This is a genomic window from Sphingorhabdus rigui, assembly GCF_014196595.1.
Taxonomy (GTDB): domain Bacteria; phylum Pseudomonadota; class Alphaproteobacteria; order Sphingomonadales; family Sphingomonadaceae; genus Sphingorhabdus_B; species Sphingorhabdus_B rigui.
This window is the reverse complement of sequence record NZ_JACIEA010000003.1, coordinates 20,823-35,914: the sequence shown is the minus strand read 5'-3', so window position 1 is coordinate 35,914 and position 15,092 is coordinate 20,823. Positions and strand designations below refer to the sequence as shown.

Below are 15,092 nucleotides of genomic sequence, written 5' to 3'. Positions count from 1 at the left end.
ATCCACTAAAGTTGGGCCTTTGCCATTGCATCCTTAAGGCGCAATATCAATATGCAATCCCAGATGAATGCCCGATGAGTAAGGATGAAAACGCGTCAAAATGACATTATTGAAAAGACTTTTCGGGAAAGGGGAACCCGACCCCAAGCTTAAGCTGATTCCGTTGTACAATCAGATCGTGGCCAAAGCGCGTGAGCCGCATTGGTATATCGAAGGCCAGGTGCCGGACAGCATTGACGGACGCTTCGATATGGTTGCCTCTATATTGTCGCTGGTTCTTCTGCGGCTTGAGGACAGCGGTGATTGCGCACTCGACATGGCGCGCCTTACCGAAGTGTTTGTCGACGATATGGATGGGCAGCTACGCGAAGTTGGCATTGGCGATATGATTGTTGGCAAACATATCGGCCAGATTATGAGCGCGGTCGGCGGCCGCCTCGGTGCGCTACGCTCGGCTTTGTCCGATACGGCGGAGCTTGATGAAGCAATTGTGCGCAACATTTACCGGGGTGTTGGCCCTGAAGCTGGCGCGCTTGCGCATACCCGCCAAGCTTTGTTGGATGTCGAACGTGCATTGGGGGCGCAATTGCCCGATATGATCGTTGAAGGTGAAGCAAAGTGGTGACCACCAACGAGTTCAGCCATGTCGTCAAGATATCCGAAGTAGGAAACCACAGCCGCAACCTGCGGCTTTCGGCGGATGAGGCAGCGCGTAATGGCCTGATGGCGCGGTTTGATCTGGCGGCGCTGGACAATCTTGAGGCTGAAATTTCGTTGAAGCATGAAGCGGACGCCGTGATTGCAACCGGACGCTTTACGGCCAGTCTCGCACAATTTTGCATCGCAACGCATGATCCCGTTCCTGCGAAATTGGACGAGGCCATCCATATCCAATTTATTGCCGAACCCACATCAAATGGCGAAGTGGAACTCGAACTCGCACCCGAAGATTGCGACACGATGTTCCACGATGGCCAGACCATTGATTTGGGTGAGGCTGTTGCCCAGTCAATGGGTCTCGCGCTCAATCCCTATCCGCGCAGCCCCGAGGCAGAGAAAATTTTGCGGGCTGCGGGTGTCAAAAGCGAAGAAGACGTCGCTCCAGTGGGTGCGCTCGCCGGACTAAAGGACTTGCTGGCGAAAAAATGATGGTGGTACGCCATGTTTGATGTGGCGCTGCGCCGACTGGTCGACCCGGCGCTGTTCCGGATAGCGCGCGTGCTGGCAGCCGCGCGGTTTTCGGCCAATACGCTGACCATCACCGGTGCTGCCATCGGACTGGGCGCCGCGTTTTTCATCACGCAGGCGGATTATACGGCTGCATTATTGTGCATCGTCCTCAATCGCCTTTTTGACGGCCTTGATGGCGCGATTGCCCGAATCAACGGACCGACGGACTTTGGCGGATATTTGGATTCGCTGTGTGACTTTCTGTTCTACGTTTCCGTCCCGGTCGCGTTCGGCATAATAAGCGCTGACAATCAAATGCCTGCGCTCGCACTAGTCGGCAGCTTCACCCTGACAGCAGTCAGCTTTCTCGGATATGCGGCAATCGCCGCGCGCCGCAATGATGATGACGGTGCCCACGGCCCCAAAGCATTTATCTATTCCACCGGGTTGATGGAGGGCGGGGAAACCATCGCATTCTTTTTGCTGTTCTGCCTGTTCCCGGCATTTTTCCCGACATTGGCGGCAATATTTGCCGCTTTGTGTGTGTTGACCGTTGCCCAGCGCGTTGCGTTCGCGGCCAAAAGCTTCAGCTAACCCCGCTGCCAGCGGAACCAACGCTCGGCCCATTTCAGCAAAGCTTCGGGTTTGCGCGCCAACCCAAACTGACCCGCAGCATATTTGTTGGCCTCAGCCCATGTTGGGTAGGGGTGGATGGTCTGCAGGATTTTACGCAGCCCCATTTTATGCTTCATCGCGAAGGTGACTTCGGCGAGAATTTCGCCCGCATTCTGCCCAATAATCGTTGCGCCTAAAATGCGGTCACTGCCTTTGGCGGTCAGAATTTTGACAAAGCCATGGGCTTCGCTTTCGGCAATCGCCCGGTCGAGATCATCAAGGTCGTAGCGCGTGACATCGAACGACAAGCCTTGCGCGCGCGCCTCCGCTTCGGTCAGGCCAACGCTCGCCAATTCGGGTTCGGTATAGGTGACACGCGGTAAAACGCGGTAATCGGTGCGGTATTTTTTGAACGGCCGCGCCAGTGCATTAACGCTGGCATACCATGCCTCATGACTGCCGCCGTGCGTCAGCTGCTGGCGTCCGGCAACGTCGCCCGCACAATATATGTGCGGCATGTTCGTGCGCAGAAAATCATCATTCTCAAGCTGGCCATCGACAACCAACCCCAATTCTTCAAGACCAAAGCCGGACACACGCGGCTTGCGACCGACGGCGATGATGATGTCATCATAGGCTATCGATTTTTCACCCTGCGGCCCTTCTACGACCAGAGTTTTTCCAGACGAGAACCGCAGTGCGCGGTGGGCGGTGTGAATGGTCACGCCTTCTGCCTGCAATCGTGCGGTCACCAATGCAGCGGCATCGGCATCCTCTTTCAGCAGCAACCGATCCGCCATTTCGACGATCGTCACTTTTGACCCCAAACGCTGGAATGCCTGTGCGAGTTCGCAGCCAATGGGACCGCCACCCAAAATCACCAGACGGGCGGGCGCACTGGGCCGATCCGCCATGACATCCCACAAACTCTCGCTGGTCAGATAGCCGCTATCCTCCACACCCGGCAGCGGCGGGATGAATGGCGCTGCGCCCGTGGCGATGATGAAGGATTTGGCGGTTAACTGGCGTGCGTCATCAATCTCGATGGTCCACGGATCGATAAAGCGCGCATAGCCCTTTACGCAATCGACGCCGAGACCGGTGAAGCGTTCAACGCTATCATGTGGTTCAATCGCGGTAATGACATCGCGAACGCGGCGCATGACCGCAGGGAAGTCGATGACGGGTGCGCCGCTCTGAATGCCAAAGCGGGGCGAGTCCGCAACCTGATGCGCAACCTTTGCGCTTTTGATGAGCGCCTTGGACGGGACGCATCCGGTGTTCAGGCAATCACCCCCCATGTCATGCGCTTCGACCAAGGTCACTTTCGCTTGGACCATTGCCGCGATGTAGGCCGAGACCAAGCCCGCCGATCCGGCACCAATGACAATGAGGTTGCGGTCAAACCGCTTCGGCTTTTGCCAACGTTTAGCCACGGCTGCGCTTTACAATCGCTACAATGCCCTTTGCCGCCCAGGGGAAGAACGCGAGCGCCACAAATGAGGCAATGAGTGTGGGCGACAACAAGCCGGCGGTGCTTTCTATGCGGCTGATCTGGGTGCCTGCATTCACGAACACGATTGTCGCGGGCAACATGCCGATCTGGCTGACCCAAAAGAATGTGCCGGTTTTAATCCGCGTCAAACCCATCAGCAGATTGATGACGAAGAACGGAAATACCGGAATCAAACGCAGCGTGAACAAATAAAATGCGCCATCTTTTTCAAGCCCGTCATCAACCGCGCGCAAGCGTTCGCCGAATTTGCCCTGCACCCAATCACGCAGCACATAACGTGAACTGAGAAACGCCAATGTTGCGCCCATCGTTGATGCAAAGGATACAATCAGCGTGCCAATGACAACGCCAAACAAAGCGCCGGCGACCAAGCTCATGATTGCAGCGCCCGGAATCGATAATCCCGTCACCGCGACATAAAGGAGGAAAAACCCGGCGATATACAAAGCCGGGTATGCATCCTTTGCCGCGACAATGTCTGCCTGACTGGCTTTGAAATTATCGAGGCTTAAATATTGGCCCAAATCAAAAATAAAATAGGCCGCAATCGCGCCAATCAGGACAAGAGCCAAAACTGCTTTTTTCATTTTGGCCCCTGTTCAATCTGTTATTGCTATTGGCCGCTGGCTAGCGATCAAAACGGTACGTCGTCGTCGAGATCATTGTCGAAATCGCCGCCGCCAAAGCCAGAAGCACTTCCGCCGCCGGCGCCCCAATTGTTACCGCCGGACGATCCGCCCGAGGAACCGCCCGAGGAACCGCCGCTCCAGCCATCGCCGCCGCCTGATCCGCCCTTGGGACCATCCAGCATGACCAGCTTGCCATCAAAGCCTGCAACCGACACTTCGGTTGTGTAGCGGTCGTTACCCGAAGCATCCTGCCATTTGCGGGTGCGCAATTGGCCTTCGATGTAAACCTTGCTGCCTTTTTTCAGGAAACGTTCGGCCACGCCCACAAGACCGTCGGAGTTCAACACGACGCTATGCCATTCAGTGCGTTCTTTTTTCTCGCCCGTGGTGCGGTCTTTCCAGTCTTCCGACGTCGCGATCCGCAGATTGCAAATGCGCCCACCATTCTGGAAGGATTTGACTTCGGGATCCGCACCCAAATTGCCCACGATGATAACTTTATTGACGCTTCCCGCCATGTTCCTGCCCTCTAATCAAATGATCTTGTGAACTTGCTATAAGCCGAAGGACCGCGCTGTCCAATATGTTATGCCAGCGGCGGCATATGCCAGCGCAAAAAGATAGGTGACCATGAAGATCGGCCATTTCCATCCATTGGTTTCACGGCGCGTCACCGCGATGGTGGAAATGCACTGCGGCGCGAAGACGAACCATGCAAGAAAGGCCAAGGCTGTCGCAAGTGACCAGTCCGCCGCCAGCTTGGGACCAAGACTAGACGCCGCCACATCTTCATCCGCGGCGTCAATAGCGTAGACTGTCGCCAAGGCAGAGACGGCCACTTCGCGCGCAGCCATCGCGGGAATGAGCGCGAGCGCAATGTCATGATTGAAGCCAATCGGCCGGACAATCGGTTCAAGCCCGTCGGCAATGCGGCCAGCGACCGAATATTCCACTTGCGAAATGCCGCTGCCCTCTGGTGCTTTGGGAAAGCTTAAAAGCGCCCACAATATGATGGTCGCAGCAAAAATAATGGTGCCCGCGCGGCGCAAAAACACCCATGCCCGCTGCCACAGGCTCAGCGCAATATCCCGCAAGCGCGGCCATTGATAACGCGGCATTTCGATCAGGAAGCTGCTCGTCCGGCTTTGCGTAACAAAACGTTGGATGACGGACGCCGCCAGCATCGCACCCAATATGCCTGCGATATACAGGCCAAAGAGAACAAGGCCCTGCAGGCCGATGCCCGGTCCAACAGTGGTTGAAGGAATGAATGCCCCAATGATGACGGTATATACCGGCAGCCGCGCCGAACAGGTCATCAGCGGCGCGATCAATATGGTCGCCAGCCGTTCCTTCTGATCCATGATCGTGCGCGTCGCCATGATGCCTGGAATCGCGCAGGCGAAGGATGATAAAAGCGGAATGAAGCTGTGCCCCGAAAGACCCACCGCCGCCATCACCCGGTCCATAACGAAGGCAGCGCGCGTCATATAACCCGATGCTTCAAGCAGCAAAATGAACAGGAACAGGATCAAAATCTGCGGAAGGAAGACGACCACCGACCCGACGCCCGCAATGACGCCATCGGTCAAGAATGACCGGAATAATCCATCGGGCAACGCGCCCGTAATCGCTTCACTTAACAGGGCAAAGCCGCTTTCGATCCAACCAATCGGTGCCTCAGACCAGCCGTACACCGCCTGAAACATGAGGAACAACAAAGCGAGCAAAATAACCACGCCGCCGACCGGGTGCAGCAATACGGAATCGAGCCTGCGCGTCCACTGGCGACCAGCGGTCTCACTGACAATCACCGAGCGTGCAATGTCGCGTGCCTGCTGATTCTTCGCGCCGAACGATACCGCAACTGGCTCGACCGAAGGTCTTGGCGCTTTAAGTGTGCGTTCAAGCTCCGCCATCAACGGCGCCAGACCACGACGACGTACCGCCACCGTTTCAATAACGGGCACACCCAATGCGCGGGCGAGCTTTTCTGCGTCCAGTTGCAAGCCATCACGTTCGGCAAGATCGACCATGTTTAGCGCGACCACCGTCGGCAGGCCTTGCGCAATCAGCTCAAGCGCAAAGCGCAGATGGTTATCAAGGTTGCCGGCATCCAGCACGATCACAAGCGCGTCCGGGCGGCGATGGCCCTCCAGATTGCCCAAAACGACATCGCGGGTGACGGCTTCATCAAGGCTATCGGGATCAAGGCTATAGGCGCCCGGCAAGTCGATCATTTCAACGGGTTGGCCGTCGTCAAACGTCGCCCGCCCTGATTTGCGCTCAACCGTGACGCCGGGATAATTCGCAATCTTCTGCCGCGCGCCGGTCAGCGCATTGAACAACGCACTTTTCCCGGCATTGGGGTTCCCGACAAGGGCAACGAGGGGCGGCATTTGCGTCATGGCTTAAGCTCGCAATCAATGGCCGCAGCCACATTGGTGCGCAAGGCCACGGTCATTCGGCCAACCCGCACGGCAAGCGGGTCACGCCACATCAAAATGCCTTTGTGCAATGCCTCTATGGTAACCCCGGGTTCAAAGCCAAGGGAACGCAGACGATGTCCTTCCTGATCGGGCAAAACATCCCAATCGATGGCCCGAATAACCGCGGCGCGGTTCAATGGAAGATGGTCAAGCTGCACGGGCGCTTATTTGCAACCGATTCGCAATAACATCAATAGCGATCTGCGTTAACGCGCCGGATAGCGCAGGCGGCCAATGAAACGGGAAAGGCTTGGCACATAGTCCTGACGCTGTTTCGCCTGAAACTTCACCTTCTCAAACTGCATCACATTATCGATGCGACGATCAAGGAAAGCGCGCGCATCGGCGAAGTTGTCGCTGTCATCGTTGACGAACACACTCAGCGTGCTCGCATACACTGCCGACAGCGTCATGCGCTTGGTATAATGGTTGAAGTCGCTCGCGGTATCTCCGGCGAGACGCCACATCCGGTCGGCAGATCGCCAGCCGATCTTTGCACTGCGAACCAGATTTTGCGGCATGGCCATGATCGCCATCGCGCGCCGCAGGGATTCGCGGTCGGGCGCCATGATTTCCAGCCGCGTTGCCAGCAATGCCGTAATCCGATCACGGATTTTCATCGCCGCAAGCTTTTCAGCCGGCAAACGATGGGCAAGCTCCAAATCAATGCTGTCGATCCAAGCATCAATCATGTCGATGGCGTTATCCTTGAACGCAAGTTTCGCGACATCACGGTCCACGCCAGCTTCATCAGCAGCCGCATGGACAGCGGCATCAGACCAGCCATCGAATCCCGCATTACGCGCGATCAGTGGGGCAAGCGCAGTGCGAATTTCGTCGAGCGTCGGGTCGGCAGGAAGCGGTGATATGGACATAAACAATATGTAGGCGTTCGGTGCCCTCAAGAAAAGGTCTATTGCTTGCGCACAAGGACAAGCGCGATCATCACCAGCGCGCTGCCGGTAAAATCCATTGCGGTCAGCGTTTCACCAAAGGCAAGCCACCCAGCAGCAGCCGACAGTGCAGGCTGAAACAACAGTGCCAAGCCAATCACCAGCGGGCTGAAATGCGGCAAGGCATAAGTTAGGCACCCCTGTCCGAAAAACTGCGATGAAAATGCAAGCAACACAACTGGCCACCACACTGTCGGAATAACCTGTTCCCCCGCGACAATCGACCCGGTAAGCAAGATGACCGCCGCAACAGCGCTTGCCATGCCCAGTGCGCCCCAGCTTTCTGTATTCTGCCGCACACGCATCATGAGCACCAGATACACCGTGTATGTAAGGCCCGCAGCAAGCGATAAAATATCCCCCTGGAAATGCCGTGGCGATAGATCAAGGCTTTGCCCCATTAAAAGTGCAGCGCCCACAAATGCAAAAAGCACCGCTGCGCTCTCCCATTTGCTGGGCATTTTACGTGCGACAAATATCCCGTAAACCACAAGAATCAGGCTGGCGCAGTTCGCAAATAATGTCGCATTGGCCATTTTCGTTTGGAAAATGCCAATATGCCACAAGATGATATCAACACCGAAAAACAGCCCCGCAATTGTCGCAAGCCAGATTGTTGATTTGCCAAGCGCCGAGAAACGAAAACCAAATCGATATCCGACAAAAAACAAAAATGGCGTCGCCAGCGCCAGTCGCCAGAACCCGGTCGCAATGGGTCCGCTGTCCGCAAAACGCACCAGCAATGGCCCAAAAGCGATCGCAATATTTCCCGCGAGCAATGCCGCAAAGGCAAGCAAGCTGGGTGGTTGCTGATGTAAAATCTTCTGCGACATAAACCCCCGTTGCATTTTGCAACTTTAATCCGCATCTTGGCTGCAAAGAAACGCTTAATGACAGGATATTACATGACTGCAACTTTGTTTGATCCGATTCAACTCGGCGCCATCACCGCGCCCAACCGAGTCCTCATGGCGCCGCTGACTCGCGGCCGCAGTGTGGAAGGGCATGTTCCCATGTCGGATTTGAAAGCGGAATATTACAGCCAGCGCAGCACGGCTGGCCTAATTATCGCTGAAGCGACCGGCATTAGCCAAGAAGGTCTTGGATGGCCGTCGGCGCCCGGTATCTGGTCAGATGCCCAGATCGCGGCGTGGAAGCCAGTGACCGAAGCGGTGCACAAGGCCGATGGCCGGATCATATTGCAGCTGTGGCATATGGGACGGCTTGTCCACCCGGACTTCTTGGGCGGCGCACAGCCTGTATCCGCATCCGCAACGACTGCGCCGGGTTATGCGCACACCGCGGAAGGCAAAAAAGAATATACCGAAGCGCGCGCGCTTGAGGCATCGGAAATACCCCGCATCATATCGGATTATGTCAGTGCTGCGAAAAACGCGATGGCCGCCGGCTTTGACGGCGTTCAGATTCACGCGGCCAATGGCTATTTGATTGACCAATTCCTGCGCGACAACACCAATTTGCGCACCGATGAATATGGCGGCCCAATTGAAAACCGTATCCGCCTGTTGCGCGAAGTCACCCAAGCGGTGGTCGACGCCATTGGTTCGGAACGCACCTCGGTACGCCTGTCGCCCAATGGCGAAACACAGGGTGCAAATGACAGCAATCCAGTGCCGCTGTTCACCGCTGCCGCGGCTGCGTTGCAAGATATCGGCATCGCGTTCTTGGAACTGCGTGAATTGAAGACATATGGCAATTTCGGGCAATCCGATGTGCCGCGCATTTCACCTGAAATCCGCAAGATATTCAAAGGCCCGTTGGTGCTGAACCAAGAATATACGCGCGAAATGGCGGATGAAGATCTGGCATCTGGTTTGGCTGACGCGATCAGCTTTGGCCGTCCCTATATCAGCAACCCTGATCTGGTTGAACGTCTGCGGTCCGGGGCTGAACTGACCCCTGATAATTTCAAGACATGGTACGCACCCGGCGCAGAAGGATATACCGACTATCCGTTCTTGGAAACGGCGGACGCATAAAAGATGATCGAAGCGGGGCTTGGCATATATGCAATAGCCATCCCCGCTTTGCTGCTTTTTGCGTTGGCCGGCGCAGAATATATCTGGCCGCGCCGCGCCTTGGTCTTGGGCCGCTATCCGCGGTGGCGGACGCATGCTTTATTCTTCGCAACCAACGCAGTTGTCGGCAGGATCCTGTCGTTTTTCGTCGTTATCGGTGTGGCGGCGACATGGGCGGACGCCCACCGGTTCGGAATGCTGCACATCTTAAACTGGCCCTTTTGGGCCCAAGCCTTGATGGCGTTTGTTGTTCTCGATTTCGCCGTCTGGCTGCAGCATTTTGCGATGCACCGGTTCGCATTTTTCTGGCCTATGCACGCCGTACACCACAGCGACCGCGATCTTGATGTGACCACCGCGCTGCGCTTTCATCCGTTCGAATTGATCGTATCGACATTCTATAAATCCGCAATGGTCGCCCTGTTGGGCGTACCGCTTGCCGTGGCGCTGGCATTTGAATTGTGGCTCAACGCAAATGCGCTGTTCAATCACAGCAACATCCGCCTACCAAAGTATCTCGACCGGATGTTGCGCACATTTTTTGTGACGCCCGACATGCATCTGGTGCACCACAGCGTGATTGTTGCCGAACAGAAAAGTAATTTCGGTTTTGCTTTGTCGATCTGGGACCGATTGTTCGGGACATATTGTGCAGAATCCATGGTCGGTGCCGAAAATCAGAAAATCGGCCTATCCCAATTCGACGATCAACGACCATCTGCATTTGTCTGGAGCATGAAGCAGCCCATGACGTAACGTTATATTGCGATTGCTTCGCGGCACTTGACCTACACTGTTTTCCGACGCATTTTCGAGTTTGGGGGAGATTATATCATGGCAAAATTGCGCAACATCATTTTGGGCACCGTGGCTGTTGTCGCGGTCGGCGCCGGACTGACCTACGGTTGGCAGCAATATCGCGAAAAAAGCATCATGGATGACGCGCGTAGCGCGCAAGCAGCATCCGATAGCGAAGTGACCTCGGGTCCCGCTGATAAGCTGTTATGGGGCGACACCCATTTGCATACGGCAAATTCCATCGACGCCTTTGGTTTCGGCGTAAAGTTGGGACCTGAAGATGCGCTGCGCTTTGCACGCGGTGAAGAAGTCACCTCGACCGGCGGACTGAAGGCAAAGCTGGAACGTCCACTCGACTTTCTGGTGATTGCCGATCACTCCGGCGGCTTGGGCGCGACCAAAGCATTATATGACGCACCCGGCTTTCTTGTCCGCGACCCTACCCTGAAACGCTGGCATGACGAAATGCACAAGGGCCCGGAAGGCATGCAACGCGTTACAGCAGAACTGATCGATCGCGTTGGCCGCAATGCGTTGCCAGCGGCGCTGACAGACCCCGTAAAGCAGAAAAAAACGTCGACGAGCATCTGGACAGGCCACAGCTCCCTCGTCGAGCGGTATAATGAACCGGGCAAGTTCACCGCCTTCATGGGTTTTGAATATACGCTGATGCCCGGCGGCAACAATTTACACCGCGTGGTGATGTTCCGTGATGGCAAAAGCCGGACCGACAAGGTTCTTCCATATGATCCGGGGCAAGGCGACACACCTGTCAGCCAGCTGTGGGACTATATGGACAATTATGAAAAGGTCACGGGTGGCAAGGTGTTGGCCATTCCGCACAACAGCAACCTTTCCAATGGCCTGATGTTTGAATTGGTTGGCCCAGATGGCGGACCAATGACCGCTGCATATGCCCGGCGGCGGGCCGCACGCGAACCGGTGACTGAAATCACCCAGATTAAGGGTGATAGCGAGTCGCATCCATTCCTGTCGCCAAATGACGAATTTGCAGGCTTTGGTACGGCAGGCTGGGACACCGGCAACCTGACCATGCAGATAAAAAAGAAAAACCAGGATTATGCTGGCGAATATATTCGAGAGGCCTTGAAGCGAGGGCTTGCGATTGAGGCACGCACTGGCGTGAACCCCTATAAATTCGGTGTGATCGGTTCAACCGACAGCCACACAGGCCTTGCCACCGCCGATGAAAATAATTTCTTCGGAAAGCATGCAGGCGTCGAACCAAGTGCGAAGCGCGCGAGCCAAGCCCAGAATCTGGGCACCCGTGAGGGCCGCATTGGTTGGCATTATCTCGCCGGCGGATATGCCGCGGTTTGGGCTACGGCGAACACGCGCGCCGCCATTTTCGATGCCATGACACGGCGTGAGGTTTATGCCACGACGGGGCCACGCATTAAATTGCGCTTCTTTGGCGGTTGGGACTTTACCGAGAATGAATTCACGCGTGACTGGGTTAAAGCAGGCTATGCGCGCGGTGTGCCCATGGGCGCAGATTTAAAACCCGGCCGCGGCGCGCCGAAATTCATGATTTCTGCACTCAAAGATCCGATGGGTGCCAACCTTGATCGGGTACAGGTCGTCAAAGGCTGGGTAAACGCATCGGGCGCACTTCAAGAAAAAGTCTTTGATGTTGTCTGGTCGGACGCCGACAAGCGCACCAAAGGCGCCAATGGCAAGCTGACGCCCGTCGGCGACACCGTCAATATCGCGAAGGCCAGTTATACCAACAGCATTGGTGACCCGGAACTGCGGACGATATGGACGGATCCTGAGTTTAACCCTTCCATCCGCGCTTTTTATTATGTGCGCGTGATTGAAATTCCGACGCCGCGATGGGTGCTGTTCGATGCCTTGCGCTATGGTGCAAAGCTGCTGCCTGGTACTGAGTTGAAGGCACAAGAGCGGGCTTATTCTTCGCCGATCTGGTTTAATCCGAAGAAGAGCTAAGCTAGGCTTTCTTTACTCCGCTTCGATTTCTGCAAGGATCGGGTCAGGATCGGCAATCCCCATCAGGCGGCGCATGGCGAGCCGTGCCAGCCGTTGCGTTTCGGTTTTGCGCCGCGCGGTGGCCAATGGGACGAGCGCCGCCGGGCGGGCTATTTCGGCGTCATAAGCATCGGCGATGATCAGCCCCGCCCGTTCGGGCATAAACGCCTCGCCATGCAATGGTCCGATATCAAACCCAGCCGGCACAGCCCAAAAAAACCGGTCGCAATATTCCAGATATTCGGGCCATTTCTGGTCACCCAAAAGATCAGCGCGTGAACATTTGATTTCGACGATGATGATTTCGCCTTTGGTCGTCAGCCCCATAAGGTCTGCACGCCGGCCATTGCGAAGGCTTACCTCCGATTGAACCATAATCTGGTTGCGCAGAAACAGCCGTGATGTTCCGCGGGCAACCGATGGGGCCCCAATCGGCAATATTGAAGTGTGTGCGTCCATTGCGCACAAATAGAACGAAAGTAGAACAAAATAAAGGCCCCATTTCGGGGCCCTTATTGTCAGCTTTCATTGGCGTTTAGCGATAGAAAATATGATTATCGACGCTGCCAAGGCGCGTTAAGCGCCAGCCTGGCGACACATGCCGCGCGTGAAAATATAAAGCGCCCTCAACGGGACTTGCCCAACGGTCGTCCAGCGCGATCTTGCTGATCGCGACAGCGTTCCGCCAATGGGCACTGCCAATGGATATTGGTGGCATGTCGCCGCCCCGTACAAAGGAAAATTGGCTTTTCTGGAAAACCACACCGCATAATGTGGTGGGGAAACGACCGGACTTGGCTCGTGCCATGACGACACGCGCAACCGCAAGCTGTCCGGTGAGTGATTCACCCTTTGATTCGAAATACACTGCGCTCGCAAGGCAGCGTTGTTCAGCGCTCAGCGATTCGTTGGTGTCTTGTTGGCGCACGAGGTCGGATAGCGACGAAGCCGCGATGGCTTCATTATCATCGATATTCGAAGATTCGCCGATGCCTGGAGTGAAAATGATGTCGCCATTGTCGGCGAGGGTCGCAGTAACCTTACCGCTTTTTGCCAAGTCTGCTTGGACCTGATCAGCGGAGATTTGCGCAGCGTCCACTGATATGGTGGTCGCGTTTAAGGCAGTGCTTTGGGTATTCCCAAAAGCGAAACCGGCATCTGCGGCAATGACCGCTGAAGCCAGGGTAAACGTTACGGCCGCAACAGAAGCAGCCCGAAAAAATTTAAACATTAAACGTACAATAAAGCGGCAACAACAGCGGACGAAATGCTATATATATGTTTTTATTCGTCTTTTGTTGCGTCCGACTCGCGTGTTTGTCTGGTCACCCCTATTGCGTTCCCGTTCGACAACCTTCGCTACTCGATGGCCGCGCATTTATGATGCGCCGCAGCAAAGTCAATTAAACGCAGACAATAGTCCGTCCAACCGTGCAGCGGATACGACATCCAGTTCAAAAACCCACAAATCTGGGTCGCGGGCGCAGCGTTTTTGCCAATAATTTTGGATGGCAGCATCACCTGTTTCCGCCAAATCAACGCTTTTCCAGGCGGTTTTGCCGTCCAATGACGGATATCGGTCATACAAACGCGGCTCTGCGCCGCGGATCTGCCCAATGAGCAGGATGGCGCCTGACGTAGCATCGCCCTTTTTTAAAACTGTCGCAAAACCGCCGTCAGCCTCTGCCAACCGCCGCATGGCAGATATCTGCACATCCGTTGCAAGCCGCGGTTCAATCAAGCAGCGTCGCGCTCTTCGGACAGGGTCAGCACGGCGAACATGGCCGCCGAGTCGGCTGCGCCGCGCAACTGGGCACGGAATTTCTCGTCCCGAAACAGGCGGGAAACCTCGGCCAATGCGCGCAAATGCGACGCACCGTCTTGCGCAGGTGATATCAACGCGCAGACAAGGTCCACGGGCTCATCATCCACGGCATCATAAGGCACAGGCTTTGAAAGCCGGGCAAATACGGCAACGGGCATATCAATGCCCGACACCTTGCAATGGGGAATCGCGGTACCGCCACCAAAACCCGTCGGGCCAAGTCGCTCACGCTCCACCATGCCTTCAAGCACCGCATGGGAATCGAGAAAATAATTCTCGGCTGCAATCACCGATAGGCGCGCAAGAAGGTCGGATTTGCCCGAACATACCATGTTAGCAGCAACGGCCCCTTCAACGAGCCTTGTAGAAAGTCTTATCATATTTCTTTCAAATGCGCCTGCTTCACCTAGCAGCACAATCCCTAAATATTTGAATTGGTAAAGAAAACTAAACGAATGTGACCGGTATTTATGGCGCGGATTTTGGTTCAACCCAACCGATCGTGCCGTCTTCGCGGCGGTAAACCATATTATGCCGTCCAGTTCCAGTGTTTTTGAATAACAACGCAGGCGTATTGCGCAAATCCATCAACATAACAGCATCTGACACTGTAGATTCAGGGATATCGGTACGCATCTCGGCGACAATTACTGGTGCGTCGGGGGCTGGTGTCTCCAGTTCGCCATCGCTGCCGTCAAATACCGTATAGGCCGCTTCTTCCTGCGCCACCGCATAGGCCGTCTGGACATGGCGATCTTGCAGACGGCGCATATAGCGACGCAATTGCTTTTCAATACGCTCGGCAGCACGGTCAAAAGCGACATGTGCGTCCTGCGCCTCTCCCCGTCCCTTCAGGACAAGGCCCTGCATCACATGCATCACAATATCGCTGGTGAAGCCATCATGTGGCGCGCGTCCAAATGTAGAATGCGCAGATAAGGCTTTGGAGAAATATTTTTCAGCAATGGATCCAAGCCGTGTTTCCACATGGGTCTGGAGCGCTTCACCGGTGTCGACCTGATGTCCTGAAACCCTGATATCCAATGCC

The 15,092-nt window shown here is 55.5% G+C and carries 18 protein-coding genes; 6 read left to right on the top strand and 12 right to left on the bottom strand.

Translation table 11 applies throughout. The annotated features are described in order from the left end of the window. The first annotated feature begins 100 nt into the window (after positions 1-100). Genes GGR91_RS10165 through GGR91_RS10155 form a run of 3 tightly spaced genes read left to right on the top strand, consistent with a single transcriptional unit; the run spans position 101 to position 1,764 of the window. The gene (locus GGR91_RS10165) at positions 101-625 is read left to right on the top strand and encodes a ubiquinol-cytochrome C chaperone family protein (protein ID WP_183942104.1); all 525 of its coding nucleotides are present in this window, start codon (positions 101-103) and stop codon (positions 623-625) included. Beyond that, positions 619-1,149, top strand: a complete 531-nt coding sequence (locus tag GGR91_RS10160; protein WP_221204308.1) for a YceD family protein — start codon at positions 619-621, stop codon at positions 1,147-1,149. Before GGR91_RS10165 ends, GGR91_RS10160 begins: the two co-directional genes overlap by 7 nt. A gap of 12 nt (positions 1,150-1,161) precedes the next feature. Next, positions 1,162-1,764, top strand: a complete 603-nt coding sequence (locus GGR91_RS10155) for a CDP-alcohol phosphatidyltransferase family protein (RefSeq protein ID WP_183942103.1) — start codon at positions 1,162-1,164, stop codon at positions 1,762-1,764. Here the strand turns inward: GGR91_RS10155 and GGR91_RS11660 are convergent. From GGR91_RS11660 to GGR91_RS10125, 7 genes are read right to left on the bottom strand one after another with little or no spacing between them, the layout of a single operon-like run. Then, positions 1,761-3,221 carry a dihydrolipoyl dehydrogenase family protein gene (locus tag GGR91_RS11660; protein ID WP_322788805.1) on the bottom strand — a complete coding sequence of 487 codons (1,461 nt, stop codon included), beginning with the start codon at positions 3,219-3,221 and terminating at the stop codon, positions 1,761-1,763. The two genes, GGR91_RS10155 and GGR91_RS11660, sit on opposite strands and share 4 nt — an antisense overlap. Continuing rightward, positions 3,214-3,888, bottom strand: coding sequence for a TVP38/TMEM64 family protein (locus GGR91_RS11655; protein ID WP_246337167.1), 675 nt, complete (start codon positions 3,886-3,888; stop codon positions 3,214-3,216). Before GGR91_RS11655 ends, GGR91_RS11660 begins: the two co-directional genes overlap by 8 nt. Before the next feature lie 47 nt (positions 3,889-3,935). Then, positions 3,936-4,448: a single-stranded DNA-binding protein gene (gene ssb, locus GGR91_RS10145; protein WP_183942102.1), complete on the bottom strand. Its 513-nt coding sequence runs from the start codon at positions 4,446-4,448 to the stop codon at positions 3,936-3,938. A 36-nt stretch (positions 4,449-4,484) separates the two neighbouring features. Next, a complete protein-coding gene (feoB, locus tag GGR91_RS10140; RefSeq protein WP_183942101.1) occupies positions 4,485-6,338 on the bottom strand; it encodes a ferrous iron transporter B in 1,854 nt (617 codons plus the stop codon). After that, the gene (locus GGR91_RS10135) at positions 6,335-6,577 is read right to left on the bottom strand and encodes a FeoA family protein (protein WP_183942100.1); all 243 of its coding nucleotides are present in this window, start codon (positions 6,575-6,577) and stop codon (positions 6,335-6,337) included. The genes feoB and GGR91_RS10135 overlap by 4 nt, the downstream gene beginning before the upstream one ends. A 48-nt stretch (positions 6,578-6,625) precedes the next feature. Further along, positions 6,626-7,294, bottom strand: coding sequence for a COQ9 family protein (locus tag GGR91_RS10130; RefSeq protein ID WP_183942099.1), 669 nt, complete (start codon positions 7,292-7,294; stop codon positions 6,626-6,628). Positions 7,295-7,332: 38 nt separating this feature from the next. Then, entirely contained in the window at positions 7,333-8,205 is an 873-nt protein-coding gene (locus GGR91_RS10125) for a DMT family transporter (RefSeq protein ID WP_183942098.1), read from the bottom strand. A gap of 72 nt (positions 8,206-8,277) precedes the next feature. On the opposite strand from GGR91_RS10125, the gene GGR91_RS10120 reads away from it, so the two are divergent. The 3 genes from GGR91_RS10120 to GGR91_RS10110 all read left to right on the top strand — a co-directional run bounded on the left by GGR91_RS10120 (position 8,278) and on the right by GGR91_RS10110 (position 12,180). Further along, complete coding sequence (locus GGR91_RS10120; RefSeq protein ID WP_183942264.1) at positions 8,278-9,372, top strand: alkene reductase; 1,095 nt, start codon at positions 8,278-8,280, stop codon at positions 9,370-9,372. Positions 9,373-9,375: 3 nt separating this feature from the next. Further along, positions 9,376-10,167 carry a sterol desaturase family protein gene (locus GGR91_RS10115; RefSeq protein ID WP_183942097.1) on the top strand — a complete coding sequence of 264 codons (792 nt, stop codon included), beginning with the start codon at positions 9,376-9,378 and terminating at the stop codon, positions 10,165-10,167. Between the two features lie 78 nt (positions 10,168-10,245). Continuing rightward, positions 10,246-12,180 carry a DUF3604 domain-containing protein gene (locus tag GGR91_RS10110; protein ID WP_246337166.1) on the top strand — a complete coding sequence of 645 codons (1,935 nt, stop codon included), beginning with the start codon at positions 10,246-10,248 and terminating at the stop codon, positions 12,178-12,180. Between the two features lie 12 nt (positions 12,181-12,192). Here the strand turns inward: GGR91_RS10110 and GGR91_RS10105 are convergent, their stop codons facing one another. The 5 genes from GGR91_RS10105 to hpf all read right to left on the bottom strand — a co-directional run bounded on the left by GGR91_RS10105 (position 12,193) and on the right by hpf (position 15,088). Next, complete coding sequence (locus tag GGR91_RS10105) at positions 12,193-12,678, bottom strand: MmcB family DNA repair protein (RefSeq protein ID WP_183942096.1); 486 nt, start codon at positions 12,676-12,678, stop codon at positions 12,193-12,195. Between the two features lie 76 nt (positions 12,679-12,754). Then, positions 12,755-13,318 (bottom strand): cell wall hydrolase, encoded by a 564-nt coding sequence (locus GGR91_RS10100; protein ID WP_322788804.1) that lies wholly within the window; start codon positions 13,316-13,318, stop codon positions 12,755-12,757. 300 nt (positions 13,319-13,618) lie between these two features. Further along, positions 13,619-13,960, bottom strand: coding sequence for a DUF1491 family protein (locus GGR91_RS10095; RefSeq protein ID WP_246337165.1), 342 nt, complete (start codon positions 13,958-13,960; stop codon positions 13,619-13,621). After that, the gene (locus GGR91_RS10090; protein WP_183942094.1) at positions 13,957-14,424 is read right to left on the bottom strand and encodes a PTS sugar transporter subunit IIA; all 468 of its coding nucleotides are present in this window, start codon (positions 14,422-14,424) and stop codon (positions 13,957-13,959) included. Before GGR91_RS10090 ends, GGR91_RS10095 begins: the two co-directional genes overlap by 4 nt. A gap of 88 nt (positions 14,425-14,512) precedes the next feature. Beyond that, positions 14,513-15,088: a ribosome hibernation-promoting factor, HPF/YfiA family gene (gene hpf / locus GGR91_RS10085; RefSeq protein ID WP_183942093.1), complete on the bottom strand. Its 576-nt coding sequence runs from the start codon at positions 15,086-15,088 to the stop codon at positions 14,513-14,515. Between the last annotated feature and the right edge of the window lie 4 nt (positions 15,089-15,092).

Bases quoted from the DNA above. Each gene is read 5' to 3' on its own strand.
- GGR91_RS10165 (WP_183942104.1), top strand. From the start codon at position 101: ATGACATTATTGAAAAGACTTTTCGGGAAAGGGGAACCCGACCCCAAG.
- GGR91_RS10155 (WP_183942103.1), top strand. From the start codon at position 1,162: ATGTTTGATGTGGCGCTGCGCCGACTGGTCGACCCGGCGCTGTTCCGG.
- GGR91_RS11655 (WP_246337167.1), bottom strand. From the start codon at position 3,888: ATGAAAAAAGCAGTTTTGGCTCTTGTCCTGATTGGCGCGATTGCGGCC.
- ssb (WP_183942102.1), bottom strand. From the start codon at position 4,448: ATGGCGGGAAGCGTCAATAAAGTTATCATCGTGGGCAATTTGGGTGCG.
- feoB (WP_183942101.1), bottom strand. From the start codon at position 6,338: ATGACGCAAATGCCGCCCCTCGTTGCCCTTGTCGGGAACCCCAATGCC.
- GGR91_RS10130 (WP_183942099.1), bottom strand. From the start codon at position 7,294: ATGTCCATATCACCGCTTCCTGCCGACCCGACGCTCGACGAAATTCGC.
- GGR91_RS10125 (WP_183942098.1), bottom strand. From the start codon at position 8,205: ATGTCGCAGAAGATTTTACATCAGCAACCACCCAGCTTGCTTGCCTTT.
- GGR91_RS10120 (WP_183942264.1), top strand. From the start codon at position 8,278: ATGACTGCAACTTTGTTTGATCCGATTCAACTCGGCGCCATCACCGCG.
- GGR91_RS10115 (WP_183942097.1), top strand. From the start codon at position 9,376: ATGATCGAAGCGGGGCTTGGCATATATGCAATAGCCATCCCCGCTTTG.
- GGR91_RS10110 (WP_246337166.1), top strand. From the start codon at position 10,246: ATGGCAAAATTGCGCAACATCATTTTGGGCACCGTGGCTGTTGTCGCG.
- GGR91_RS10105 (WP_183942096.1), bottom strand. From the start codon at position 12,678: ATGGACGCACACACTTCAATATTGCCGATTGGGGCCCCATCGGTTGCC.
- GGR91_RS10090 (WP_183942094.1), bottom strand. From the start codon at position 14,424: ATGATAAGACTTTCTACAAGGCTCGTTGAAGGGGCCGTTGCTGCTAAC.